The organism is Arthrobacter crystallopoietes, assembly GCF_017603825.1.
GTDB lineage: Bacteria > Actinomycetota > Actinomycetes > Actinomycetales > Micrococcaceae > Crystallibacter > Crystallibacter crystallopoietes_B.
The window spans coordinates 3,371,626-3,395,822 of record NZ_CP072014.1; the positions used below are offsets into that span (position 1 = coordinate 3,371,626).

Genomic DNA, 24,197 nt, shown 5'->3' on the forward strand with positions numbered 1-24,197 from the left:
CCTAAATTGTGGGTCGAAAGACTCATGGGGGCTGACTACTCAGGATAACGGGCCCTTTGGCCCGCGAATGCCTAAACTGGCTGCCGGACCATTTTAAGGGCAGGCAGCAGTCCCGGCCCAAAGAATTGACCATCCCATCCGCCGGGGTGGGACCAGAGGGGAAAGGAAGGGCCGGTGGCCGCCAGGAGCCAGGACCGCGAAACAAAGCGCCGCATTGCGCAGATGGAGGCCAAACGTGCCCTGCGTGCAGAGCAAATCAAGCGGCGCAGGCGCGACAACGTTATCGGTGGCGTGACGATCGCCGCCTTGGTCATCCTGGGTTTCCTGCTCCAGCTGACGGTATTCGGCACCAATCCCACGTCCCGCGAGGTTGACCAGGTACGCGAGGGTATCGAAGAGCCGATACCCGGCGACTCTGCCTCCCCTGATCCCGCTGGCGCACAAACGAACGCGGCCCATATCCCTTCCGCGGATCTGGCGCGTGGCCAGGTGCTCACCGGCACACTATCCACCAGTGCCGGCGACATCGGCGTGGAGCTCGACGGCGAGGCTGCGCCGCAGGCCGTTTCGGTGTTCAAGTCCTTGGCCGACGAGGGCTTTTTCGCGGGCAAGACGTGCCACCGCCTCACTACTGCCGCTTCCATGGGCGTGCTCCAGTGCGGCTCCGTGGACGGCCGAGGCGGCGGCGACCCGGAGTTCCAGTGGGGTCCGGTCGAAAATTCGCCCGAATCGGGCCTATATCCGGCCGGCACGATCGCCGTCGCCCGCGGCCAAAGCACTTTCAGCAACGGCAGCCAGTTCTTCATTGCCTACAAAGACAGCACGATTCCGCAAGATACCGGTGGCTACACGATTATGGGTAAGGTAACCACAGGCCTCGACGTGATCCAGGAGATTGCCGACGGCGGCCTCGAAGAAGCCGGCAGCCAGGACGGACAGCCTAAAATACCAGTAACGATTGATGCGTTTACTCTAGATTGATCTAGTGAAGTACCTGGTGCGCGCACCTGCGGTGGGTGCACCGAACAACGAGTGAAAGAGTTTTAGCGGTGACAGACAGTCAGAAATCCGACGAAACAGTTGACGGCACGGCCTCCGAGACGCCAAAGCCGCCGACGCCGGCCAGCATGAAACCGTCCGCACGGCCGCGTCCTACGCCGGCAGCAATGGCACCGAAGCATGCAGCGGCCTCTACCGTACAGACCGTTGTCGCCGCTCCACCGGTGCACAGCACGCCGCTTTCCGAAGCCGCAAAATGGGGCAGGGTTGCCGAGGACGGGCACGTTTTCCTGATTCTCGACGGCGAAGAACACCCCGTCGGCCAGTATCCGGACGCCCCGGCCGACGAAGCGCTGGCCTACTTTGTGCGCAAGTATGACGACGCCGCCGCGCAGGCAGCGCTCCTGGAGCAGCGGGTGGAGGCGAAGGCGCCGTCCACCGACATGCACAAAACCCTTGAGCACCTGAGGGCACAGGTCGCGGAGCGCCACATGGTCGGGGACATTCCGGCTCTGGAGGCGCGGCTCGATAGCCTCGACACCGCGATCGCAGAGCTGCAGCGCAGCGAAAAGGACGCCCAGGAAGCGCAGCGCTCCGCCGAACTGGCTGCACGTGAGGCCATTGTCGCCGAAGCGGAATCAATCGCGGGCAAAGACCCTGCCACGGTGCAGTGGAAGACCAGCAGTGCGCGGATGAATGAGCTGTTCGAGAGCTGGAAGAGCGCGCAGAAGAACGGCATCAGGCTGGGCCGCGGCACCGAAGATGCGTTATGGAAACGCTTCAGGTCCGCACGCACCGTCTTTGACCGCCACCGCCGTGCCTACTTCAGCCAGCTGGACAGCGACAATGCTACCGCGAAGGCGGCTAAAGAAGCGTTGATCGCGCGTGCCGAGGAGCTCTCGACCTCCACCGACTGGGGCCCGACCGCCGGCGAGTACCGCCATCTGATGGACGAATGGAAGGCTTCCAAGCGCGCCAGCCGGAAGGACGACGACGCGCTCTGGGCTCGTTTCCGTGCCGCCCAGGACAAGTTCTTTGCCGCACGCCAGGCCGCTAACCACGCCATCGACCAGGAGTATGCCGCCAACCTGGTGGTCAAGGAAGCTCTCGTGGCCGAGGCGCAGGCGCTGCTCCCGATTACCGATCTTGGTGCCGCTAAGAAGGCCCTCCAGTCCATCAGGGACCGCTGGGAAGAAGCCGGCAAGGTGCCGCGTGGGGACATGCAGCGGATCGACGGAGGCCTGCGCAAGGTCGAAGACGCTGTCAAGGCAGCTGAAGACGACCAGTGGCGACGCAGCAACCCGGAGACTAAGGCCCGTACCAACAGTGCGTTGAACCAGTTGGAGACAGCCATTGCCGGTCTCGAAGAGGATCTGTCCAAGGCTGAACGGCAGGGCGATGCGCGGAAGATTGCCGACGCCCGCGAGGCACTCGAAGCCCGTCGGCAGTGGCTGGATACCTTGCAGAAATCGGCACAGGACTTCTCCTGAAGGGTCCCGGCCGATAACTGACCGGGCAGCCTGAGCCACCCGCTCTACACACCGTCTGAGGGCGGAGCCGCTTTTCCACAAAGAGGTTCCGCCCTCTCTCGTTGGTCGGCGGGCTTTGACAAGCTGGCATCATGACCACGGGAGAGCACCGGCAGCAGCCTTCGACGACCGTTCCCGCCCCCAGCTCCCAGGGAGGCGGCCTGCTCTATGCCGGGCGACCGTTCAGCCTGGCCGAGCTGCAGGCCATGGCAATCGATGGCCTGGTGGTCAATATTTACGGTCCTGCCTACGTCGCCGCTGGCGAACCCGTCACCTCCGTACACCGAGCGTTGGCTGCCCATGCGGCCCTGCCGCAGCCCATCCGGCACAAAGTGGTGCTCGGGAGGCTCACGGCAGCTTGGGTCTACGGCTGCTCGCCGCCGGGCAACAAGATCACTGTCCTGCTCGACCACCGCTACCGGGCCACCTCGCAGGGAAGGCACCGAAGTATCCACCTGCACGAAGTCGCGCTGGGGCCGCTGGACACGCTGAACGTCTCGGGCGTCCAGATTACTTCTCCCCTGAGGACGGCGCTGGACATCGCTGTCTACGCCCATGACGAAGACGCGGTGCGGATCCTGCTCGCCTTATCCTCGGACCCCAGGCTGAAGTGCCCATTGGGCTACATCCGGCAGGCCCTGCAGATCCGGGAGAGGATGCCGGGCAAGAACGTGGCCCTCCGGCGCTTGGCTGCCGCACTTGACCTGCGGAAACAGCAAGCAGGGGGAACCACTTAGATCCGGCGGCGGGCGTCCGTTGTGCGGTACACGTCGAACACCCCGTCGATGCGGCGGACCGCGCTGAGGACATGGCTCAGATACTTCGGATCCCCCATCTCGAAGGAGAACCGCGAGATCGCCAGGCGGTCGCTCGAGGTGTGCACGGTGGCGGAGAGGATGTTGACGTGGTTCTCGGCCAGTACGCGCGTCACATCGGAGAGAAGGCTCTTGCGGTCCAGCGCCTCGACCTGGATCTCGACCAGGAACACGCTTGACTTGGTCGGCGCCCACTCAACTTCCACGATCCGCCCTGGCTGGTCCCGCAGGTCGGACACATTCCGGCAGTCGGAGCGGTGCACGGACACGCCTGATCCCCGCGTTACAAAACCGATAATCGGATCCGGCGGCACCGGTGTACAGCAGCGCGCCAGCTTCACCCAGACATCGCCCACGCCGACCACGGTCACGCCGGAGTCCGAGGTCTTCGGGCGTTTGGGGGCGGTGGAGATCGGGGCTTCCATCTCCTCGGCGGCCTCCGTGCCGCCGAGCAACGCCACCAGGTGTTCGATGACGTTCTGGGCGGAAGAATGACCGTCCCCGACGGCAGCATAGAGCGCGGCGATGTCCTGATGGTGCAATTCCTGCGCCACAGCCATCAGGGCGTCATGCGTCATCATCTTCTGCAGCGGCAGGTTCTGCTTCCGCATGGCCTTGGTGAGCTGGTCCTTGCCCTTTTCGATCGCCTCTTCGCGGCGTTCCTTGGTGAACCATTGCCTGATCTTGTTGCGTGCCCGAGGACTTTTGACGAAGCCCTGCCAGTCCTGGCTCGGCCCCGCCCCCTCGGCCTTCGAGGTGAAGATTTCAACCCAGTCGCCATGGTTGAGCTCGCTGTTGAGCGGGACAAGTTTCCCGTTGACGCGTGCGCCGATGGTGCGGTGGCCTACCTCGGTATGGACGGCGTAAGCGAAGTCGACCGGCGTCGATCCCGCCGGTAATGCCATGACCTCGCCCTTGGGTGTGAAGACAAACACCTCACGGGCGTTGATTTCGAAGCGCAGCGAATCGAGGAACTCGGCCGGGTCGGAGGTTTCCTGTTGCCAGTCGACCAGGCTGCGAAGCCAGCCCATGTCGCCGCCATCGGCCGCCGTGCCGGAGTTTCTCGCCGCGTCCTTGTACTTCCAGTGCGCCGCAACGCCGTATTCGGCGCGGCGGTGCATCTCGTACGTCCGGATCTGGATCTCCACCGGCTTGCCGCCCGGACCGATTACCGTGGTGTGCAGCGACTGGTACATATTGAACTTCGGCATGGCGATGTAGTCTTTGAACCGCCCGGGCAGGGGGTTCCACCGCGCATGCAGCGCGCCGAGCGTGGCGTAGCAATCGCGCACGCTGTCCACCAGGACACGGATTCCCATCAAGTCATGGATATCGTCGAAGTCCTTACCTCGAACGATCATCTTCTGGTAGATGGAGTAGTAGTGCTTCGGGCGCCCGGTGATCGTCGCCTTGATCTTCACCGCGCGCAGATCGTCGCCGATCTTTGTACGGAGCATAGTCAGGTACTTCTCGCGCTCCGGCGTGCGCTCCCCCACCATGCGCACGATCTCTTCGTACACTTTGGGGTGCAGCGCCGCGAAGGACAGGTCTTCGAGCTCCCATTTGATGGTATTCATGCCCAGCCGGTGCGCGAGCGGAGCGAAAATTTCCAGCGTCTCCCGGGCCTTCTTGGCAGAGGATTCCGGCGAGACGAAACGCCAGGTCCGGGCGTTGTGCAGACGGTCCGCAAGCTTGATGACCAGGACGCGGATGTCCTTGGCCATCGCCACCACCATTTTCCGCACGGTCTCCGACTGCGCGGCGTCGCCGAACTGGACTTTGTCCAGCTTGGTCACGCCGTCGACCAGCATGGCGACCTCGGATCCGAATTCGGCACGTAGCTGGTCAAGGGTGTATTCGGTATCCTCGACCGTGTCATGCAGCAGTGCGGCGGCCAAGGTCGTCCCGGTCATGCCCAGCTCGGCCAGAATGGTGGCCACCGCTACCGGGTGCGTGATGTAGGGGTCGCCGCTCTTGCGCTTTTGGCCCCGATGGCTGCGCTCGGCAACTACGAACGCGCGGTGGATCAGGTCGAAGTCCTCGCGCGGGTTGTTCGCCCGCACTGTGCGCAGCAATGGTTCGAGGATCGGCGAGTAGCCGGCGGAGCCGCGTCCGGTCAGCCGTGCCAAGCGGGACATAGTGCGTTCGCGCCGTCCCGGGAACGAATTCCGGACCGGCGCCTGGTCAGGAACGGCCTGTTGCGGTGAGGGCACGACAACAGGACCGGGCCCCGGCTTGACCGTCGATTTGGGACCCTGGTCCGTAGGCCTGCCGTTCTCAGCCAAATCCTGCCCCGCTTTCCTTGCCGACAACGAGGGAGGAATGCTCCAGCCCGCGTTGTACCTGGCAACAGATACATCATCCGATCGTCCTAGTCTATGCCCCACAAGACATATCATTCACACCCGTGGAGAGCAGAAAGGCCGGTTGCCGCTTATGAGTGGCAACCGGCCTTATCAAGGGCCTGCTATACGGTAACTTCGTCGCTTTCGGACGACTCATGACGCCGCCGGGCTTCAACGCGTTTGGCTTGCCGTACCAAGGCAGGTTCCTTTGCGCGCAGCCACGCATACATCGGAGCCGCAATGAAGACCGTGGTCACGGTGCCGATGATGATGCCGATGAAGAGGGACAGAGACAGGTCCCGGAGCGTGCCGGCACCGAGCAGCATTGCCCCGATAAAGAGGATGGACGCGACTGGCAGGACGCCCACTACGGACGTATTGATCGACCTGACCAGAGTCTGGTTGACGGCAAGGTTGACCTCCTCCGAGAACGTCCGCTTGGTGGAATTGTCAATGTTCTCGGTATTCTCCCGAACCTTGTCGAAGACCACCACCGTGTCATACAGCGAGTAACTCAGGACTGTCAGGAAGCCGATGATGGCCGACGGCGTCACTTCGAAGTCGCTCAACGAATAGAGGCCTGCGGTCACGATCAGGACCACAGTCATACCGGACAGGGCGGCCACGGACATCTTCCAGGTACGGAAGTAGATGGCCATCATCACCGCTGCCAAGGCGACAAATACCACCAGTCCCCAGATTGCCTGCCGGGTGACGTCCTGACCCCAGGTGGGTCCCACGAAGGTCGACGTCACCTGGTCCGGTTCGACCTCGTACGCGTCGATCAAGGCGTCACGGACGGCCAGTGTCTGGTCATCGGAGAGCTGTTCCGTCTGGATCCGCATCGTGTTGGCCGCAATATTGGTCACCTGCGGGACCAGACCCGGCTCCACCGAGGTGACTGCCTCTTCACCCCGTGAGATGTCGGTGTTCTCCGTTTGCGAAACCGTGAACTCGGAACCGCCGCGGAAATCGATGCCCAGGTTGAAGCCGCCCTTGACGACCGGCACGATGATTGAAATCAGGATGGCTACCGCGGCAATCAGGAACCACAGCTTGTACTTCTGCACAAAGGGGTAGGAGCGCTTGCCGGTGTAGAGGTCATTACCGAATGATGCCAAGCTGGGCATTAGTTGCTCTCCTTATCCGAACCACGTCCCGGGACAGAGGCCGAGCGTTCCTTCTCAGCTGCGGCCCTCCGTTCGGCAATCGTCTGGCGTCTGCTCGCTTCTGCTGCGGCTTTGGCGTTCTTCGTCCGGACCTTGGGCTGGGCCTCGCCCGGCTGACGGATCCTGCCTGCACCTCGGTACAGCGGAACTGCTCCCAGCAGCTTCGGATCCAGCCCGGAGAACCTGTGGCCTTCACCGAAGAATTTCGTACGCGCCAGCAGCTGCATGACCGGGTGTGTGAAGAGGAAGACGACGGCGAGGTCGGCTACCGCTGTCAGGCCCAAGGTGAATGCGAAACCGCGCACATTGCCGACGGCGACGAAGTAGAGCACGACGGCGGCAAGCAGGTTGACCGCCTTCGAAGCCAGCACGGTCCGCTTGGCCCGCTTCCAGCCATTGTCGACGGCGGACACCAGGCCGCGGCCGTCGCGAAGCTCGTCACGGATGCGTTCGAAGTAGACGATGAACGAGTCAGCTGTCTGCCCGATGGCGACAATCAGACCCGCAACGCCGGCGAGGGAGAGCCGGTAGTTCTCTGTCCAGCCCAGCAGCGCAATTGCCAGGTAAGTCAGGAACCCGGCCACCACCAGTGAGGCGATGGTGACAAACCCGAGCATGCGGTACTGGAACAGCGAGTAGACGGCTACCAGTGCCAGACCGATCAGGCCCGCGATGATGCCCATGCGGAGCTGTTCGTCACCCAGGGTGGCGGAAATCTGCATTTCGCTCTGAATCTCGAAACTGATCGGCAGGGCACCGTACTTGAGTTGTTCAGACAGCGCGCGCGCTGACTCCTCGGTGAAGTTACCTGTAATCTGCGGCTTGCCATCGGGAATCACAGCGTTGGTTGTCGGGGCCGAAATGACGGTGCCGTCGAGAACAATGGCGAACTGGTTCTGCACACCGGACATTCCGAAGAGGCGTTCGGTGACCGCCTTGAAGGTCTGGGTGCCCTCTTCGTTGAATTCGATGTTGACGGCCCACTGGTTCAGCGACTGACCCTGAGTACCGCGGACCTGGCCGAAGCTGGCGGTCGCAATATTCGTACCGGGAACCTCCACCGGGCCCAGAATGTATTTCATCCCGGTGTCGGGCTCGCATGCAATCATGGGCTGGTCCGCCGGCGCACGCTCTTCGGTAGCAGCGGCAACGGCCGCCGGATCTGTGCAGTCCAGGGCTTCGAACTTCTGATAGAGCTCCGGCGTAATCCAGTTCAGGTCGCTGGCGTTTGTCGGTTCAGCCGTTGGCTCCGGCAGCTCTTCTTCCGGTGTGCGGCTTTCTTCCGGAACTGCTGCTCCCTGGCTTCCGGCCAGGACGGGCCGGAACTCCATTGCGGCGGAGGCCTGAATGAGTTCTCTGGTCTTTGCATCGGGGACACCGGGCAGGCTGACTACAACGTTGCGGCCGGACTGGGTGCTGATTTCAGCCTCCGCGACACCGGAGCCGTCGACACGCTGACGGATGATTTCCACGGCTTGTGTCAGTTGCTCGGCGGAAATTTGATCGCCGCCGCCTTGGACCTGCGGAGCCAGAATCATCTGCGTTCCGCCCTCAAGGTCCAGCGCCAGCTTGGGCGCCCAGGTGGCCTGGCTGGACATGACTCCGCCGGCGAGAGCCGCGGTGAGGACGGCAAATAGGACACCCAGCCAGACCAAGGTCCGTTTAGCTGCGGTGGTGTGACCGGATCGTGCCATTGATGATCTTTCTCTCATCAGCTTTGACCGGCGGTGCTAGTGCACCTGCGTGACAACCAGGCGGGGCGCTGCCCCACCCAGTGCCGCGTCGACAAAGCCGTTATCGGCCTACTTGTTATCTTTGTTGTTTTCTTCGTTGAGACGGTTCAACGGGTCCTCTGCCGGCTCCGAAGGGGCAGTGTTCCCGCTGCTCTCGCCCGTCAACGCCGAGGCATCATCCGGTACAGCAGGACTTTCGGTGTCCACTACTTCGTTGACAGCCTGCGTGTGTACGGTGGCCGTATTGCCGGGCGACAGCTCGATGACAACCTTGTTCTCGTCGCGGTCCACGGAGACAACGGTGCCGTACAGCCCGAACGCGGTCATGACCTGGGCGCCCGGATGCATTTTTTCCTGCAGCGCTTCAGCCTTTTCCCGCATCTGGGCCTGGGCCTTCTTCTGCTTGCGGAACATCATGAAGATGAGCAGGCCGAAAATCACGAACAACGCGATGGTCATGAAGTCGATGCCACCGCCCTGCGGCTGCGCGTTGCTGGCGGTCAAGACGTTTTCGAACACAGAGTTGTTCCGTTCCTTGTTCTGGGTTGAGCCCGAGGTGGCCGGGCCCAGCGGTCTGCGCCGGCATCGCTGCAGCCTGAATGGCCCCAGGATGTGCCCGGCATCTCCACTATTCTACGCGTCGTGGCAAACCGGCGCGCATCTTCAGTTGTCGCAGAAACCCTGTTCGTCTTCGGCCAGTACCGTAAACAGGTCAGCACCAGTCCGGACCGCCGATTCCGGCATCTCGATCCCCAGATGAGCCCAGGCGGCAGCAGTCGCCACGCGTCCCCTCGGAGTCCGGCCCAGCAGACCTTCACGGACCAGGTACGGTTCCGCCACCGTTTCAACGGTCTCGGACTCCTCCCCCACGGCGATCGCCAGCGTGGACAGCCCAACAGGGCCGCCACCGAACTTGGTGACCAACGCACTGAGTACCGAGCGGTCCAGACGATCCAGCCCGCGGGCATCCACTTCATACATGTCCAGTGCGGCGGCCGCCGTCCGGGCATCGATTTCCTCCACCCCGTGGACCAGCGCCCAGTCCCGGACACGGCGCAACAACCTGTTGGCAATGCGCGGCGTCCCGCGGGAGCGACCGGCAATTTCCGCGAAACCGGCCGAATTGATCTTCAGATCGAGCAGCATTGCAGAGCGGCGAAGCACCAGTTCGAGCTCCTGGGTTGAATAGAACTCCAGGTGCCCGGTAAATCCAAAGCGGTCACGCAGCGGCCCGGGCAGCAGCCCCGCCCTCGTGGTAGCGCCGACCAAGGTGAACGGCGGCAGGTCCAGGGGGATCGCCGTAGCCCCCGCCCCCTTGCCGACGATTATGTCGACGCGGAAGTCCTCCATCGCCATATAGAGCATTTCTTCGGCGGGACGGGACATGCGGTGGATTTCATCCAGAAACAAGATCTCACCCTCTGTCAGCGAGGACAGAATGGCAGCCAGGTCGCCGGCATGCTGGATCGCCGGTCCCGAGCTGATGCGCAGCGGCGCATTCATTTCGGCAGCAATAATCATGGCCAACGTGGTTTTTCCCAGGCCTGGCGGGCCGGAGAGCAGAACATGGTCCGCCGTCCGTTCGCGAATCCGGGAGGCTTCGAGCACCAGGGAGAGCTGTTGGCGGACCCGGGCCTGGCCCACAAAATCCGAGAGGTTCTTCGGGCGCAGCGCGGATTCGATGGCCCGCTCCTCCGCTTCCCCCGCCGCCGACACCAGGGAGTCGCGGTCCGCGTCGGATGCCATTACCTGGCCCCCGCGGCTGTCCGCCGCGAACTGCCGCTGCGTACGCCGTCCTGGCCCAGGCTGCGCAGTGTCAGCCGGAGCATGTTGGCCACATCGCCCGCTGCCGCAGCTTCCGGATGCTCTGCGGCGGTGTTGTCCAGGGCCGTACCGGCGTCCTTTTCGGTCCAGCCGAGACCTTTGAGCGCTTCAAGGACCTGGTCCTCCCAGGCATTCGCGACAGGAGCGGAAGCCTCGCCAAGGGGCACGAGTTTGCCGGCAAGTTCAAGCACCATCCGGCTGGCAAGCTTGGGACCGATGCCGGGAACCTTGCTGAACGTCTTGGTGTCACCTTCGGCTGCGGCAATCCGCAGGATTTCAGGAGTGTGGACCGACAGAGCGGCCAGTCCCAGCCGGGGACCTACACCGCTGACGGAAATGAGCGTCTCGAAAACTTCCCGCTGGGAGGCATCCTCGAAGGCATACAGCGTCATGGAGTCTTCGCGCACGATCATGGTGGTGGAAAGCTCCGCCTCGCGGCCAAGGTGCAGGGTTGCCAGGGTCTGCGGGGTAGCCTGAACCAGCATCCCGAAACCATTGACATCAACGACGGCGGAATTCAGGCCAACATGGCTGACGATCCCGCGCAACGAACTAATCATGTACCCGCTCCAAAACAGCTTCCGGCGGAAATCGGAGCCACTTGCCGGCATCCGTTCTTCCGAACATACGTACGAACAGCCTACGACGCCGGACCGCTGAATACAGCGCCGCCACGCCTGGTGGTGATCAGCGGATCTTGCGCCGCGCCTTCGCCTCGGCTTCTGCCCACAATCGCTGCGCGGCAGTCTGCCCGGAGCCGGACTGGCCCCTCGACCCCGCCACCGGCGCCGCGCTTCCACGCCACGCATGGGTGATGGCCAGGGCCAGGGCATCGGCCGCATCGGCCGGCGTCGGCGGCCTGTCCAGCCGTAAAATCCTCGTGACCATTTTGGTCACCGCGATCTTGTCGGCCTGGCCGTTCCCGGTTACCGCGGCCTTTACCTCCGTAGGAGTGTGCAGGGCGACGGTGATTCCGCGACGCGCGGCGGCGGCAATAACGACGCCGGACGCTTGGGCTGTGCCCATGACGGTACTGACATTGAGCTGGCTGAATACCCGCTCCACTGCCAGTACGTCCGGCGTATATCTATCGAGCCACTCATCGATCGAGTCGGAAATGGCGAGGAGCCTCTGCTCCAGGGCTACATCGGCCCGGGTGCCTACCACTGTGACGCCGATCAGGGTCGCCCGTCGGTTGGGCTCAATGTCAACCACGCCGAAACCGCACCTGGTCAGACCCGGGTCTACTCCCAGCACCCGCAACGTCACTGCAGCACTACGCGTCTTCGGATTCCAGCGTTGCCATGACCTCTTCGGAGATGTCAGCGTTTGAATAGACGTTCTGTACGTCGTCGAGGTCTTCGAGAGCATCGACAAGTTTCATGAATTTGCGCGCCGCATCCGCTTCCAGCTCGACCTCCATTGACGGCACAAACTCGACCTCGTCGGTCTCGTATTCGATGCCGGCCTCCTCCAGACCGGCGACGACGGCACGCAAGTCGGTCGGATCGGAGTGGATTTCGAAGTTGTCGCCGGATTCCTTGACTTCTTCGGCGCCTGCGTCCAGCACCGCCATCAGGACGTCGTCCTCGGTCAGATCGTTCTTGGGCAGAGCGACAACACCCTTGCGTGCGAACATATACGCCACCGATCCCGGATCGGCAATGGTTCCGCCGTTGCGCGTGATGGCCAGGCGCACCTCCGAGGCGGCGCGGTTCTTGTTGTCGGTCAGGCACTCGATGAGCACTGCAGATCCCTGCGGACCCCGCGCTTCATAGATGATTTCGGTGTAGTCGATTACTTCACCGGTCAGGCCGGCACCACGCTTGATTGCCCGGTCAATATTGTCGTTCGGCACGGACGTCTTCTTGGCCTTCTGCACGGCCAGTTCCAAGCCAGGGTTGCCTGCCATATCGGCTCCGCCAGCGCGGGCGGCAACCTCAATGTTCTTGATCAGCTTCGCGAAGGATTTCGCACGGCGGGCGTCGATGACCGCTTTCTTATGCTTGGTGGTCGCCCATTTAGAGTGTCCCGACATGCTTACGCTTCTCCTCTAACGATTCGGATAAAAAGTTCGTGGATGCGGCGCTCCCCCGTAACCTCCGGGTGAAAGGATGTCGCCAGCAAATGCCGCGAACGCACTGCGACAATTCTAGCCGTCCCGTGCAATGTGTCCGTATGGGAGGCTTCCTGCGGCTCAACCTGAGCCAGAATCTCCACGCCTTCGCCCACCCGTTCCACCCAGGGCGCGCGGATGAACACGGCATGGACCGGCGCGGGCTCGGTGCCGGGCCCGGTGGCACTGAATTCGAGTCCGCTGAAGCGCAAATCCGTTTCGAAGGACTCGCGCTGGCGGCCGAAGGCGTTCCGCCGCACCGTAATATCCAGCCCGCCGAGGGTTTGCTGGGGATTGCCCTTCAGATCTGTGGAGGGATCGGCAATCTCATCGGCAAGCATGATCATTCCGGCGCACGATCCGTATACCGGCATGCCGTCGGCAATCCGCTTCTGCAACGGGACGGCGAGTTCGAAGATGCGTGTGAGTTTGTCAATGGTCGTGGATTCACCGCCGGGGATCACCAGACCGTCCACCGCATCGAGTTCGGCGGGGCGGCGGACCGGGACCGCGGACGCGCCGCTATGTTCCAGAGCCGCGATGTGTTCGCGGACATCTCCCTGCAGGGCAAGTACACCAATGTTGACCAACGGCTGATTCCTCGGGTTTCTCGATCAGGGGCCGGAACTTGAGCGGCCGCTGCAAAAACAGTAACGCCAACTCTTGGTCCAGCGTTAAATGGGCCGGCGCACAATCGTCCCCGAACGGTCATGGGCCTCTTGTATAGTTTCTACTCATGCGACACCTCCTTGCGACCCTTGCCGGAAAGGCCGTTAAGACGGTGGCGAAACTGCGCGGAGGTGGTTCCGCCCTCCCCGGCCTGGTCGCGGAGAAGATCGATCCGAACTTCCTGCCGCGAACTCTGGGCAATCTGCCCCAGGGCGTCATCGTCATCAGCGGTACCAACGGCAAGACCACCACCACCAAGATGGTGGTGGAACTGCTGCAGGGCCAGGGACTCAAGGTTTTCACCAACCGGACCGGCAGCAATTTCACCCGCGGTGTGGTGGCAGCCGTACTGGGCGAAACGACCATCGGCGGCAAGCTTGAGGCGGACGTTGCGGTGTTGGAGCTCGATGAAGCCCATGCGGTGCACTTCGTCAAACTCGTCGCTCCGCGTTACTGCCTGTTGCTCAATGTCATGCGCGACCAGCTGGATAGATTCGGCGAGATCGAGACGACCGCCGGGTTCCTGCGGCAGATCGCTGCGGCCACCACGGAGGCCGTGGTGCTCAACCGGGAAGACCCCCGCATTGCTGCCTTGGCCGATTCAGTCACGGCTGACCGGGTCCTCTATTTCGGGTTGGCCCCGCAGCTGCGTTCCATGTTCCCCAGTGATGATGACATGCGCTCGGGCAGCACCAGCGATGCCTCCGCGCGGCCCGCGGCCGACGTCGTCCTTTCCGCCTGCGAAGGCGCCTCGGCGACTTTCACGGTCGGCGACCGCGATATCGACGCCGAGTTGAAACTCACCGGCGTGTACAACATCTATAACGCCGCAGCCGCCTTGGCGCTGGCCCGGACCGTAGTCGGCGCGGACGTGGACGAAGATGCCCTGCTGGAATCGCTGGAAGCTGTCACTCCTGCTTTCGGCCGCGGCGAAAGCCTGACCGTCAATGGCAAACCTCTGGACCTGGTGCTGGTGAAGAATCCTGCGGGATTCCGTCTGGCGCTGCGCTCGTTTCCGCCTGCAGGCTTCAGCACCATGATCGCGATCAATGACAATTACGCCGACGGGCGGGACATGTCTTGGCTGTGGGACGTGGATTTCGACTCGCTCGCCGATGCCGGCGTCGCGGAAGTCAGCGGAGTGCGTGCCAACGACATGGCGCTGCGGCTCTTCTACGAGGACGTCCCGGTACGGCACGTGGACACGGACCTTTCGGCGTCGCTGCAACGGTTCATCGCGCTGGAACCGGACGCGCCCAAACGTATTTACTGCACTTACACCGCCATGCTCGCGCTGCGCCGGGAGCTGGGGAAGCTGACCGAAGTGGAGGTGGTTTCCTAAATGGATGCCCCCGTGATTGACCTGCTCCAGCTGTATCCGCGCGACATGAACATCTACGGAGACTGGGGAAATGTCCTGGTCCTGCGCAAGCGCCTGCAGCTGCGCGGCTACGACGTCCGGCTTCACGAATACAACCCGGGCGACACCTTTCCGGACCAGGTGGACCTGATTGTCGGCGGCGGCGGCCAGGACTCCGGCCAGAACAAGATCCAGGCGGATCTGCACCAGCTCGGCGGACGGTTGCGGGAACTCGCGGACGACGGCGTGCCCATGCTCGCCATTTGCGGGCTGTACCAGCTGTTTGGAAACTTCTTCAAGACCCACACCGGCGAGGTCATCGAAGGCATCGGCCTGCTGGATGTGGACACCATTGGCGGGCCCAAGCGGTTGATCGGCAATACCGTCTTGGAGAGCGAAGAGTTCGGCACCGTCATCGGTTATGAAAACCACAGCGGCCAGACGTTCCTCAAGGGCGGGACCCAGTCGCTGGGCACGGTCACCAAGGGGGAAGGCAACAACGGCCAGGACTCCACCGAGGGCGCACGCTACCGCAACGTGGTAGCCAGCTACCTGCACGGTTCGCTGCTGCCCAAGAATCCTGCGGTGGCGGATTTCCTGGTCCGCCACGCCGCATTGCGCCGCCATGGCAGCTTCGATGATGCCCCGCTGGAGATCCCCTTCGAGGAACAGGCCCGCGAAGACGCCGCCGCGCGCCCGCGCTGAGCGTGCCGCACCGCTATCCGTTAGGGCAGCTGCCCGGCGCTACTTGCCGCTGAGCAGCCACTCCTGCGCGCCGCCTTCCGCTGCGCCCATCGACTCCACAGTGTCTTTGGTCCGTTCCCGGCTTGCGGCATCGGCAGCCGGCGAAATGCACGCCGGGCCCTCTTCCAGTGCATCCGCTGCGACCGGACACCAGCGGTGCTCCGGGCCATCGAAGGTAACCGGCAGCCAGTCGAGCCGGGAAACGTCCCAGGGGCCGCCGTCGTCGTTCTGGCTGAACTGGGCGCGCACCATGAGCCCCTCGGTGTTGAGGATGTTCGGCGTGGCATGGGCCGCGATGGCATTGCCCAGCCCGTAGACGATCCAGGTGTCCTTGTACTTCTCGATGGGCTGCACCGAGTGGCTGTGGTGCCCGTAGATCAGCGAGAACTCGCCGCTGTCCGCCAACTCGTGCGTCACGTCCTGCTGCAGCGCGTTCGCATAGTTGGTGTACTCATCCCCAGCGTGGACGGCGCCGAGGACGATGTCCGCGCCTTCCTCCCTGGCCTGCCTGGCCTTGGCAATCATGGCGTCCGCATCCAGCATGTCCACCTGCCACGGCTCGTCCGGCACGAGCCCGTTGAGCGCGTACGTTGCCTCGATGACTGCGACGCGGGCGGCAGGCGTATCCACGATCAGCACCTCCTCGGCATCGCCGCGGGTGCGGTAGGACCCGGTATGTGCGAGCCCCGCTTCATCCAGTGCGTCCAGTGTGCGTTCCAGCCCCGTAGTGCCGCGGTCGATAGTGTGGTTGCTGGCCGTGGTGCAGGCGTCGTAGCCCAGCTTCGCGATGGCATCCAGAATTTGCGGGGGCGCGTTGAAGGACGGATACGCTGCGTACGGGCCGCCCGCTTCGGCCACCGGAGTTTCCACATGGCAGAGCGTAAGATCGCTGGCGGCCACGTAAGGTTCCTGCGCTGACAGGATCGGACCAAAATCCAGTGGTCCCTGTCCTGTCTCTTCCGCGTCCTGCGCCGCCTGCTCCCAGAGGGCTTCGTGCAGCAGCAAGTCCCCGGTCATGACGACCGAGGTACAGCGAATGGCAGAGCATTCCGGGCCGGCTCCGGCTGTTGCGGACGGGGCAGCGGACGACGACGGCGAAAGGTCGCTGCCGCCGTTGCCCTCCTCCTGTGCCGGGCCGGCGGAGGAAGACGGAGCAGCGGCCGTGGAAGGTGCGGTGCCAGCTGCCGTTCCATTGATTGGCCCCGTACCTGTGGCACTGCAGCTGGCGAGCAGGACTGCCGCGGCCAAGGGCAGCACCAGCCGGGGCCGCACCCTGCTGGCCCCGCCTACGTCCACCCGTTGCGGACGTGTTCGGTGACCTCTTGCGCTGCTTTCTGGCATGCCGCCAGTGTAAGGCGCGGCGAGGCATGGCCTTCAACGACGTGTCTCCGGCGCTCCTAAATGACCTCAGGAGAACCGGTGCGCATGACAAAGTAGTGCCATGGCAAACCCGTTCCTCGCCCCCAGTACGCTCCCCTACGAGCTGCCGGCCTTCGCCGACATCCGCGCAGAGGATTACCTGCCCGCGTTCGAGGCCGGATTCACCGAGCAGCTAGCCGAAATCGAGGACATCGCCGCGAACCCCGAACCGGCGTCCTTTGCCAACACCATGGTTGCCTTGGAGCGATCCGGCGGGACGCTCCAGCGTGTGGCGGCGGTCCTGCGCAACATCTCCTCCGCAGACGCGACGGAGCAGATCCGGCAGCTGGAACAGGCCGTGTCCCCGCGGCTGGCCGCGCACCAGGACAACGTTTACCTGCATCCAGGGCTGTACCGGCGCATCATGGCCGTCGATGAGAGCGCCGAGGACCTCAATGGCGAGGATCTGCGCCTGGTGTCCGAGCTGCGCAAGCAGTTCCGCCGGGCCGGAGCCGGTCTCGAGCCCGCCGGGCAGCAACGGCTGCGCGAGATGAACGTGCGCTTGTCGGAACTGGCCACGGAATATTCGCAGGAGCTCCTGGCTGCGGGAAACGCTGCCGCCCTGCATGTGGCGGACCGTTCTCTTTTGGACGGGCTGGCTGAGGAGGACGTCACCGCCGCAGCCCAGGCCGCCCGGGAAGCCGGATATAGCACCGGCTGGCTGCTCACGCTGGTCCTGCCGACCGCCCAGCCCGCCCTCGAAGTGCTCACGAACCGGGAGATCCGGCGTCGCCTCTTCCAGACTTCTGTGGGCCGCGGCGGCCACGGAAACCGGACGGTGCCCCTCGCGGCGCGATTGGCCGAACTGCGTGCCGAGCGCGCGGCGCTCCTTGGCTACCCGAACCACGCCGAATACGCCCTCGATTCCCAAACGGCGCCTTCGCTTGAAGCAGTGCGTGAGCTGCTCGCGCAACTGGTGCCGGCGGCGGTGGCCAACGCGCGCGCCGAGGCCGGCGTCCTAGCCGCAGCGGCTGGGCACGACGTCGAACCCTGGGACTGGGCCTTCTACTCCGAGCAGGTGCGGCGCCGTGACTATGACGTCGATCTGGCGCAGCTCCGTCCTTACTTCGAACTCGAGAGTGCGCTCCATGGCGGTGTTTTCCACGCGGCGGAACAGCTGTACGGACTGAGCTTCGAACCACGTCCGGATCTGCAGGGCTATCACCCGGATATCCAGGTATGGGAAGTCAAGAACGACGACGGCACGGGACTTGGTCTGTTCCTGGGTGATTACTATGCGCGGCCGACCAAAAACGGGGGTGCGTGGATGGACTCCTTTGTCGAACAGTCCGGTTTGCTCGGCCAGCAGGCAGTAGTTGTTAACAACCTGAACATCTCCAAACCCGCCCCCGGCGAGCCAACCTTGCTCACTTTTGACCAGGTTGTGACGCTCTTCCACGAATTCGGCCATGCGCTGCACGGATTGTTCTCCCAGGTCAGGTATCCGCGGTTCTCGGGCACCAACGTGCCCCGGGACTTTGTCGAATATCCTTCCCAGGTGAACGAAATGTGGATGCTGTGGACGCAGGTTGTGGGTAGCTATGCCCGGCATCACGTCACAGGTGCCGCCCTTCCGCTGCGGACCGTCGACAAGATCGAAGCGGCGCGGCTCTGGGGCGAAGGCTTCGCCACCACCGAATATTTGGCGGCCACCCTGCTGGATCTGGCCTGGCACAGCCTGCCTGCAGGAACGCGCATCGATGATCCGCTCTCCTTCGAGAAGGACGCGCTTAAGGACGTCGGACTCGATCTGGACCTCATTCCCCCGCGCTACCGCAGCGGCTACTTCAAGCACATCTTCGCGGGTGGCTATGCGGCCGGCTACTACTCATACCTCTGGAGCGAAGTGCTGGATGCGGACACGGTGATGTGGTTCCGCGAAAACGGCGGACTGAACCGGGAGAACGGAGATCGTTTCCGCACCGGATTGCTCTCCCGGGGCAACGGCATGGATCCGTTGCAGGCCTTCCGTGATTTCCGTGGCCGCGACGCCGAAATCGGTCCGCTGCTCACTCGACGGGGACTCGACGGCAACGAGCGGGCCATCGTCAACTAGCGGAACCTTCGACGAACAGTGCGATGCTGATTTCACGACCAACAAGGAGATACGACAAATGCCTGAGCCGGCCACCGCGAAGAATTCCATCACCCTTCGGTTCCTCGCCGCTCCCACGGATGTCGGCTACAGCGGGACGGTCGATGCCGGAACCGTCCTTGAGTGGATCGACAAGGCTGCTTATGCCTGTGCCGTGGGCTGGAGCAAGTCCTACTGCGTGACAGCCTATGTGGGCAACATCCACTTTGCAGATCCTGTCCGCGTCGGGGACATGGTCGAGGTTGAATCCACGATCATCCACACCGGGCGCAGCAGCATGCACATCCAGACCATCGTCAGCTCCGGCGATCCCAAGGGCGGAGGTGCAACCATGCGCAGCCAATGCCTGGTGATCTTCGTGGCCGTGGGCAAGGACGGCAAGCCCATCCCGGTGGATGCCTGGACTCCAGTAACTGACGCTGAGAAAGAGCAGGAGCAACTGGCCATTAAACGTGTGGACATCCGGGCCGACATCGTCAAGGCCATGTCCAGGCAGGTCTACACGGAGGCGGGGACGACACCCCGCACTGTCCTGCGCTTCCTGGCCGCACCAACGGATGTGAATTGGGGCGGGAAGGTCCACGGCGGCACCGTGATGAAGTGGATCGACGAGGCTGCATATGTATGCGCTTCGCGATACTGCGGCAAGGACGTTGTCGCCGTCTTCTCCGGCGGCGTCCGGTTCTACCGTCCGTTGCTGATCGGCAATGTGGTCGAAGTCGAGGCCCGTTTGGTCTACACCGGAAACAAGGGCATGCATGTCTCGGTACACGTCCGGTCTGGCGACCCGAAAACCGGCGATCTTGAGTTGACCACGCATTGCCTGACGGTCATGGTGGCCCGCGACGAGACTGGCACCGCCATACCAATCCCGCCGTGGAATCCGGTTTCTGATGAGGACCGCGAACTGGAACAGCACGTCCGAGAGATCATCCGTATCCGGAGCCGGATCCCCGGCAACCGGCTCCCCAGCCACCTACAGGGCAGCGGGAACGCCGGCTGACTTCGCGCACCGGGGGTGTTAACGCAAGAAGTCCGGAACCGCCGCATGCAGCGTTTCCGGACTTCCGGCGTCGTTAGTTCTTCTGGTTTCCTACCAGCCGCGCTCGGCGAGGCGGTGCGGCTCAGGAATTTCGTCTACGTTGATGCCGACCATGGCTTCGCCCAGTCCGCGGGAGACCTTGGCGATCATGTCCGGGTCGTCATAGAACGTGGTGGCCTTGACGATGGCAGCGGCACGCTCGGCCGGGTTGCCGGACTTGAAGATACCGGAACCGACGAACACACCGTCGGCCCCGAGCTGCATCATCATGGCCGCATCCGACGGAGTGGCGATACCACCTGCGGTGAAGAGCACCACCGGAAGCTTGCCGGTCGAAGCGATTTCCTTGACCAGTTCGTACGGCGCCTGCAGTTCCTTGGCCGCGACGTACAGCTCGTCTTCCGGCAGGGCGGCGAGCTTGGCGATCTGCGCGCGGATCTGGCGCATATGCGTGGTGGCGTTGGAGACATCGCCGGTACCCGCTTCACCCTTGGAGCGGATCATGGCTGCACCTTCGTTGATGCGGCGGAGAGCCTCGCCAAGGTTGGTGGCTCCGCAGACGAACGGAACCGTGAAGTTCCACTTGTCGATGTGGTTGGTGTAGTCCGCCGGAGTCAGGACCTCGGACTCGTCAATGTAGTCCACGCCGAGGGACTGCAGAACCTGGGCCTCGACGAAGTGGCCGATGCGCGCCTTGGCCATCACCGGAATGGAAACGGCCTCGATAATGCCGTCGATCATGTCCGGATCGCTCATGCGGGACACGCCGCCCTGGGCACGGATATCGGCGGGAACCCGCTCAAGAGCCATCACGGCGACCGCGCCGGCGTCTTCGGCGATGCGGGCCTGCTCGGGGGTTACGACGTCCATGATGACGCCGCCCTTCAACATTTCAGCCATACCGCGCTTAACCCGGCTGCTGCCCGTTACCGGTGCGTGAGTTGAAGTTTCGTTACTGCTGGACACTAAAAGCCCCTAGGAGTTGGTGGGAAGGAGTACATTTCATGATACGCCGTGCCGTCGTGTTTCAGCTCACCTATGACGGCATGCGGCAGGACCCAAGTCAGGGCCGCTTCATGCTTCGACCTGCGTTTGCCGGTAGACGGCCAGGATGCGCTGGATAACGGTGACGAGGCTGGCGGCCGCCAGCAGGACCAACACCACAAGCAGCACTACCGGCGGCAGCCCGAGCCCGGTGAAGCCGGTGAAGACCAGCACCGCGACGAGCCGCTCGGAACGCTCTGCTATCCCGACGTCGGCCCTGCAGCCGAGGGACTCGGCTTTCGCCCGCGCGTAGGAAACCAGCATGCCCAGAACCAGGCAGATCAGTGCCGCGACGGCGATGGGAACGCTGGCTCCGCCCGTGAAGAACCATATAGTGACCCCGGCGAACACCGCGGCGTCAGCCAGACGATCCAAGGTCGAATCCAGGAAGCTCCCCCAGTTGCTGCTGCGATTGAGCATCCGGGCCATCAGCCCGTCCACCATGTCCGAGAAAACGAACGCGGTGATGAAGACCGTGCCCCAGAACAATTCGCCCATGGGGTAGAAGACCAAGGCACCGATGGAAACGCCTAGAGTGCCGATGATGGTCACCACATCAGGGGAAACACCGAGTTTGATCAGCAGCCGCGCCAAAGGTGAAAACAGCTTCCCGAAGAAACCACGGGCATACTTATTGAGCATCCGTGCCGCTACCCGGCCGGCCAGGCTTGCGCCACCTGTTGACGGACCTCGTCCAGGGTCTGCGTGATGGCCTTCGTCTGGGCGATGATCGGCAGGAAGTTCCCGTCCCCGCCCCAGCGCGGCACGACGTGCTGATGCAGGTGGGCGGCCACGCCTGCTCCCCCGGTAACGCCTTGGTTCATGCCAAGGTTGAAACCGGTTGGGTTAGCCACTTTGCGCAGCACGCGCATGGCGGTCTGGGTCAGCTCGGCAAACTCAGCTGTTTCTTCCACGGTGATGTCGGTGTAGTCCGGAACGTGTCGGTACGGGCAGATCAGCAGGTGGCCGGGGTTGTACGGGAAAAGGTTCAGTACAACGTAGTTGAACTTGCCCCGGTACACGATCAAGGACTCTTCATCGGAACGCCCAGGCGCCACGCAGAAGGGGCACTCGTCCTTGCCCTTGAACTGCTCCTGCCCGCCTTTGACGTAGGCCATGCGGTGCGGAGTCCAGAGGCGCTGGAAGGCGTCCGGGACTCCGGTCAGCTCGAACTCGTCGGTCATCTGGTCTTCTGACTGCTGGTGAGGTGCACCCGCCGAATCCGTCATAGCTGGTGGTCCCGGTTACGGACGGCTTCAACGATCCTGGCCACGGCGTCGTCGACCGGTACGCCGTTGTCCTGGCTGCCGTCGCGGAAGCGGAACGACACCGCGCCGGCTTCGGCGTCTTCACCGCCGGCAATGAGGACAAACGGGATCTTGTCCTTGCTGGCGGTCCGGATCTTCTTCGGAAACCGGTCCGAACCGAAATCTGCTTCGGCCCGAATGCCGGCTGCCTTGAGCTTGGCGATGACCTCGCCCATGTAGTCGTTGAATGCCTCCGCCACGGGGATACCGACAACCTGCACCGGTGCGAGCCAGGCCGGGAAGGCACCGGCATAATGCTCGATAAGCACGCCCATGAAGCGTTCGACGGAGCCGAACAGGGCACGGTGGATCATGACGGGGCGCTGGCGGGAACCGTCCGCGGCCTGGTACTCAAGTTCGAAGCGCTCGGGCAGGTTGAAGTCCAGCTGGATGGTAGACATTTGCCAGGTGCGGCCAATGGCGTCGCGGGCCTGCACAGAGATCTTCGGGCCGTAGAACGCGGCCCCGCCCGGATCCGGAACCAGCTCCAGACCGGAGGCTTCGGCGACCTCGGCCAGCGTACGGGTAGCTTCGTCCCAGGCTTCGTCTGCCCCGACGTACTTCTCGGGGTCCTTGGTGGAGAGTTCCAGATAGAAATCGTCCAGCCCGTAGTCTTTGAGCAGCGCCAGCACAAAGTTCAGGGTGCTGGTCAGTTCGTCCTTCATCTGCTCGCGGGTGCAGTAGATGTGGGCATCATCCTGGGTCATGCCGCGGACCCGGGTCAGCCCATGCACCACGCCCGATTTCTCGTAGCGGTAGACGGAACCGAATTCGAACATCCGCAGCGGCAGCTCGCGGTAGGAACGTCCGCGGGAGCGGAAGATCAGGTTGTGCATCGGGCAGTTCATCGGCTTCAGGTAATAGTCCTGGCCGGGCTTGACCACTTCATTGGTTTCGGGGTCGCGGGTCTCGTCCACGTGGATGGGCGGGAACATGCCGTCCCGGTACCAGTCCAGGTGGCCGGACACTTCGTATAGGTGTCCCTTGGTGATGTGCGGGGTGTAGACGAAGTCATAGCCTGCTTCGGTATGCCGCTGGCGCGAATAGTCCTCCATTGCCTTGCGGACAATGCCGCCCTTGGGATGGAACACAGGCAGCCCCGAACCGAGTTCATCGGGGAAGGAGAACAGGTCGAGCTCCGAGCCGAGCTTGCGGTGGTCCCGGCGCTCGGCCTCTGCGAGGCGCTCCTGGTAGGCCTTCAGCGCTTCCTTGGTGGGCCAGGCGGTGCCGTAGATGCGCTGCAACTGCTTGTTCTTCTCGTTGCCAAGCCAGTAGGCGGCTGCCGAGCGGGTCAGCGCAAAGGCGTTGGAGATGAGCTTGGTGTTGGGAAGGTGCGGGCCACGGCAGAGATCGCACCAGATGGTGTCTCCAGTCTTGCGGTCCACATTGTCGTAAATGGTGATCTCGCCGGCACCGACCTCGACGTTCACGCCCTCGCCGGCTTCATCTGCTTCGGCAGACTTGTCCAGCAGGATCAGCTTGTAGGGCTCATCAGCCATGGCAGCCCGGGCTTCGTCCTCAGTGACCACCCGGCGGGCAAACTTCTGGTTCTGGTTGACGATCTTGAGCATCATCTTCTCAAGGGTCTTCAGATCGTCAGGAGTGAAAGGTTCCTCGACGTCGAAATCAAAGTAAAAGCCGTCGGTGATGTACGGACCGATGCCGAGCTTGGCGTCGGGGCGGAGCTGCTGCACGGCCTGTGCCATCACGTGGGCGGTGGAGTGGCGCAGGACGTTCAGTCCGTCGGGCGAATCAATGGTGACAGACTCGATCTTGGCGTCTTCGGACAGCGGCTGGTCCAGGTCCGTGAGCACGCCGTCGACGCGCATGACGACGACGTCGCGGCGCTCGAAGAATAACTCCGCCCCGGTAGTGCCCGTGTTCACTTGTTTCTCTTCGCCGTCGACGATGAGAGTCATGTTTTGGGGCGCTGACACGAAGGTCTCCTTATGTTTCGATTTAGGCATGTACCGCGCCACCATACTTT

At 63.2% G+C, this 24,197-nt stretch carries 22 protein-coding genes; 8 read left to right on the top strand and 14 right to left on the bottom strand.

Annotated features, from left to right (window positions below):
* Positions 1-174 precede the first annotated feature (174 nt).
* The 3 genes from J5251_RS15420 (at position 175) to J5251_RS15430 (ending at position 3,265) form a co-directional block, all read left to right on the top strand.
* The gene (locus tag J5251_RS15420; protein WP_171059231.1) at positions 175-981 is read left to right on the top strand and encodes a peptidylprolyl isomerase; all 807 of its coding nucleotides are present in this window, start codon (positions 175-177) and stop codon (positions 979-981) included.
* Positions 982-1,049: 68 nt separating this feature from the next.
* The gene (locus J5251_RS15425) at positions 1,050-2,489 is read left to right on the top strand and encodes a DUF349 domain-containing protein (protein ID WP_139003444.1); all 1,440 of its coding nucleotides are present in this window, start codon (positions 1,050-1,052) and stop codon (positions 2,487-2,489) included.
* Between the two features lie 131 nt (positions 2,490-2,620).
* Positions 2,621-3,265 carry a type IV toxin-antitoxin system AbiEi family antitoxin gene (locus tag J5251_RS15430; protein ID WP_208574510.1) on the top strand — a complete coding sequence of 215 codons (645 nt, stop codon included), beginning with the start codon at positions 2,621-2,623 and terminating at the stop codon, positions 3,263-3,265.
* Here J5251_RS15430 and J5251_RS15435 read toward each other — a convergent pair.
* From J5251_RS15435 to pdxT, 9 genes are all read right to left on the bottom strand, one after another.
* A complete protein-coding gene (locus J5251_RS15435) occupies positions 3,262-5,481 on the bottom strand; it encodes a RelA/SpoT family protein (RefSeq protein WP_139003784.1) in 2,220 nt (739 codons plus the stop codon). The genes J5251_RS15430 and J5251_RS15435 overlap by 4 nt on opposite strands.
* 329 nt (positions 5,482-5,810) lie before the next feature.
* Entirely contained in the window at positions 5,811-6,818 is a 1,008-nt protein-coding gene (gene secF / locus J5251_RS15440; RefSeq protein ID WP_139003442.1) for a protein translocase subunit SecF, read from the bottom strand.
* Positions 6,818-8,551 (bottom strand): protein translocase subunit SecD, encoded by a 1,734-nt coding sequence (gene secD, locus J5251_RS15445; protein ID WP_139003441.1) that lies wholly within the window; start codon positions 8,549-8,551, stop codon positions 6,818-6,820. The genes secF and secD overlap by 1 nt, the downstream gene beginning before the upstream one ends.
* A gap of 108 nt (positions 8,552-8,659) precedes the next feature.
* Positions 8,660-9,109: a preprotein translocase subunit YajC gene (gene yajC / locus J5251_RS15450; RefSeq protein WP_431188523.1), complete on the bottom strand. Its 450-nt coding sequence runs from the start codon at positions 9,107-9,109 to the stop codon at positions 8,660-8,662.
* A 144-nt stretch (positions 9,110-9,253) separates the two neighbouring features.
* On the bottom strand, positions 9,254-10,336 hold the full coding sequence (ruvB, locus tag J5251_RS15455) for a Holliday junction branch migration DNA helicase RuvB (protein ID WP_208574512.1): 1,083 nt from the start codon (positions 10,334-10,336) through the stop codon (positions 9,254-9,256).
* Entirely contained in the window at positions 10,336-10,974 is a 639-nt protein-coding gene (gene ruvA / locus J5251_RS15460; protein WP_139003439.1) for a Holliday junction branch migration protein RuvA, read from the bottom strand. The genes ruvB and ruvA overlap by 1 nt, the downstream gene beginning before the upstream one ends.
* A 127-nt stretch (positions 10,975-11,101) precedes the next feature.
* Positions 11,102-11,683 carry a crossover junction endodeoxyribonuclease RuvC gene (ruvC, locus tag J5251_RS15465; protein ID WP_208574514.1) on the bottom strand — a complete coding sequence of 194 codons (582 nt, stop codon included), beginning with the start codon at positions 11,681-11,683 and terminating at the stop codon, positions 11,102-11,104.
* A 7-nt stretch (positions 11,684-11,690) separates the two neighbouring features.
* Entirely contained in the window at positions 11,691-12,452 is a 762-nt protein-coding gene (locus J5251_RS15470; RefSeq protein ID WP_139003437.1) for a YebC/PmpR family DNA-binding transcriptional regulator, read from the bottom strand.
* A 2-nt stretch (positions 12,453-12,454) separates the two neighbouring features.
* Positions 12,455-13,120: a pyridoxal 5'-phosphate synthase glutaminase subunit PdxT gene (gene pdxT / locus J5251_RS15475; RefSeq protein WP_139003436.1), complete on the bottom strand. Its 666-nt coding sequence runs from the start codon at positions 13,118-13,120 to the stop codon at positions 12,455-12,457.
* Between the two features lie 146 nt (positions 13,121-13,266).
* On the opposite strand from pdxT, the gene J5251_RS15480 reads away from it, so the two are divergent.
* Positions 13,267-14,541, top strand: a complete 1,275-nt coding sequence (locus tag J5251_RS15480) for a Mur ligase family protein (protein ID WP_208574516.1) — start codon at positions 13,267-13,269, stop codon at positions 14,539-14,541.
* Positions 14,542-15,264 carry a type 1 glutamine amidotransferase gene (locus J5251_RS15485; protein WP_208574518.1) on the top strand — a complete coding sequence of 241 codons (723 nt, stop codon included), beginning with the start codon at positions 14,542-14,544 and terminating at the stop codon, positions 15,262-15,264.
* 39 nt (positions 15,265-15,303) lie between these two features.
* Here J5251_RS15485 and J5251_RS15490 read toward each other — a convergent pair whose 3' ends face one another.
* Positions 15,304-16,320 carry a CapA family protein gene (locus tag J5251_RS15490; RefSeq protein ID WP_208574520.1) on the bottom strand — a complete coding sequence of 339 codons (1,017 nt, stop codon included), beginning with the start codon at positions 16,318-16,320 and terminating at the stop codon, positions 15,304-15,306.
* A gap of 19 nt (positions 16,321-16,339) precedes the next feature.
* On the opposite strand from J5251_RS15490, the gene J5251_RS15495 reads away from it, so the two are divergent.
* The 3 genes from J5251_RS15495 to J5251_RS15505 all read left to right on the top strand — a co-directional run bounded on the left by J5251_RS15495 (position 16,340) and on the right by J5251_RS15505 (position 19,820).
* Positions 16,340-16,621, top strand: coding sequence for a hypothetical protein (locus J5251_RS15495; RefSeq protein WP_208574522.1), 282 nt, complete (start codon positions 16,340-16,342; stop codon positions 16,619-16,621).
* A gap of 123 nt (positions 16,622-16,744) precedes the next feature.
* Complete coding sequence (locus tag J5251_RS15500; protein ID WP_208574524.1) at positions 16,745-18,778, top strand: M3 family metallopeptidase; 2,034 nt, start codon at positions 16,745-16,747, stop codon at positions 18,776-18,778.
* Positions 18,779-18,836: 58 nt separating this feature from the next.
* The gene (locus J5251_RS15505; protein WP_208574526.1) at positions 18,837-19,820 is read left to right on the top strand and encodes an acyl-CoA thioesterase; all 984 of its coding nucleotides are present in this window, start codon (positions 18,837-18,839) and stop codon (positions 19,818-19,820) included.
* 90 nt (positions 19,821-19,910) lie between these two features.
* Here J5251_RS15505 and pdxS read toward each other — a convergent pair whose 3' ends face one another.
* The 4 genes from pdxS to thrS form a co-directional block, all read right to left on the bottom strand.
* Entirely contained in the window at positions 19,911-20,825 is a 915-nt protein-coding gene (gene pdxS / locus J5251_RS15510; RefSeq protein ID WP_208574527.1) for a pyridoxal 5'-phosphate synthase lyase subunit PdxS, read from the bottom strand.
* A 108-nt stretch (positions 20,826-20,933) separates the two neighbouring features.
* A complete protein-coding gene (gene pgsA / locus J5251_RS15515) occupies positions 20,934-21,545 on the bottom strand; it encodes a phosphatidylinositol phosphate synthase (protein ID WP_139003429.1) in 612 nt (203 codons plus the stop codon).
* A gap of 8 nt (positions 21,546-21,553) precedes the next feature.
* Positions 21,554-22,087, bottom strand: a complete 534-nt coding sequence (locus tag J5251_RS15520; RefSeq protein WP_244250689.1) for an HIT family protein — start codon at positions 22,085-22,087, stop codon at positions 21,554-21,556.
* A 41-nt stretch (positions 22,088-22,128) separates the two neighbouring features.
* Positions 22,129-24,147 carry a threonine--tRNA ligase gene (gene thrS / locus J5251_RS15525; protein WP_208574531.1) on the bottom strand — a complete coding sequence of 673 codons (2,019 nt, stop codon included), beginning with the start codon at positions 24,145-24,147 and terminating at the stop codon, positions 22,129-22,131.
* Between the last annotated feature and the right edge of the window lie 50 nt (positions 24,148-24,197).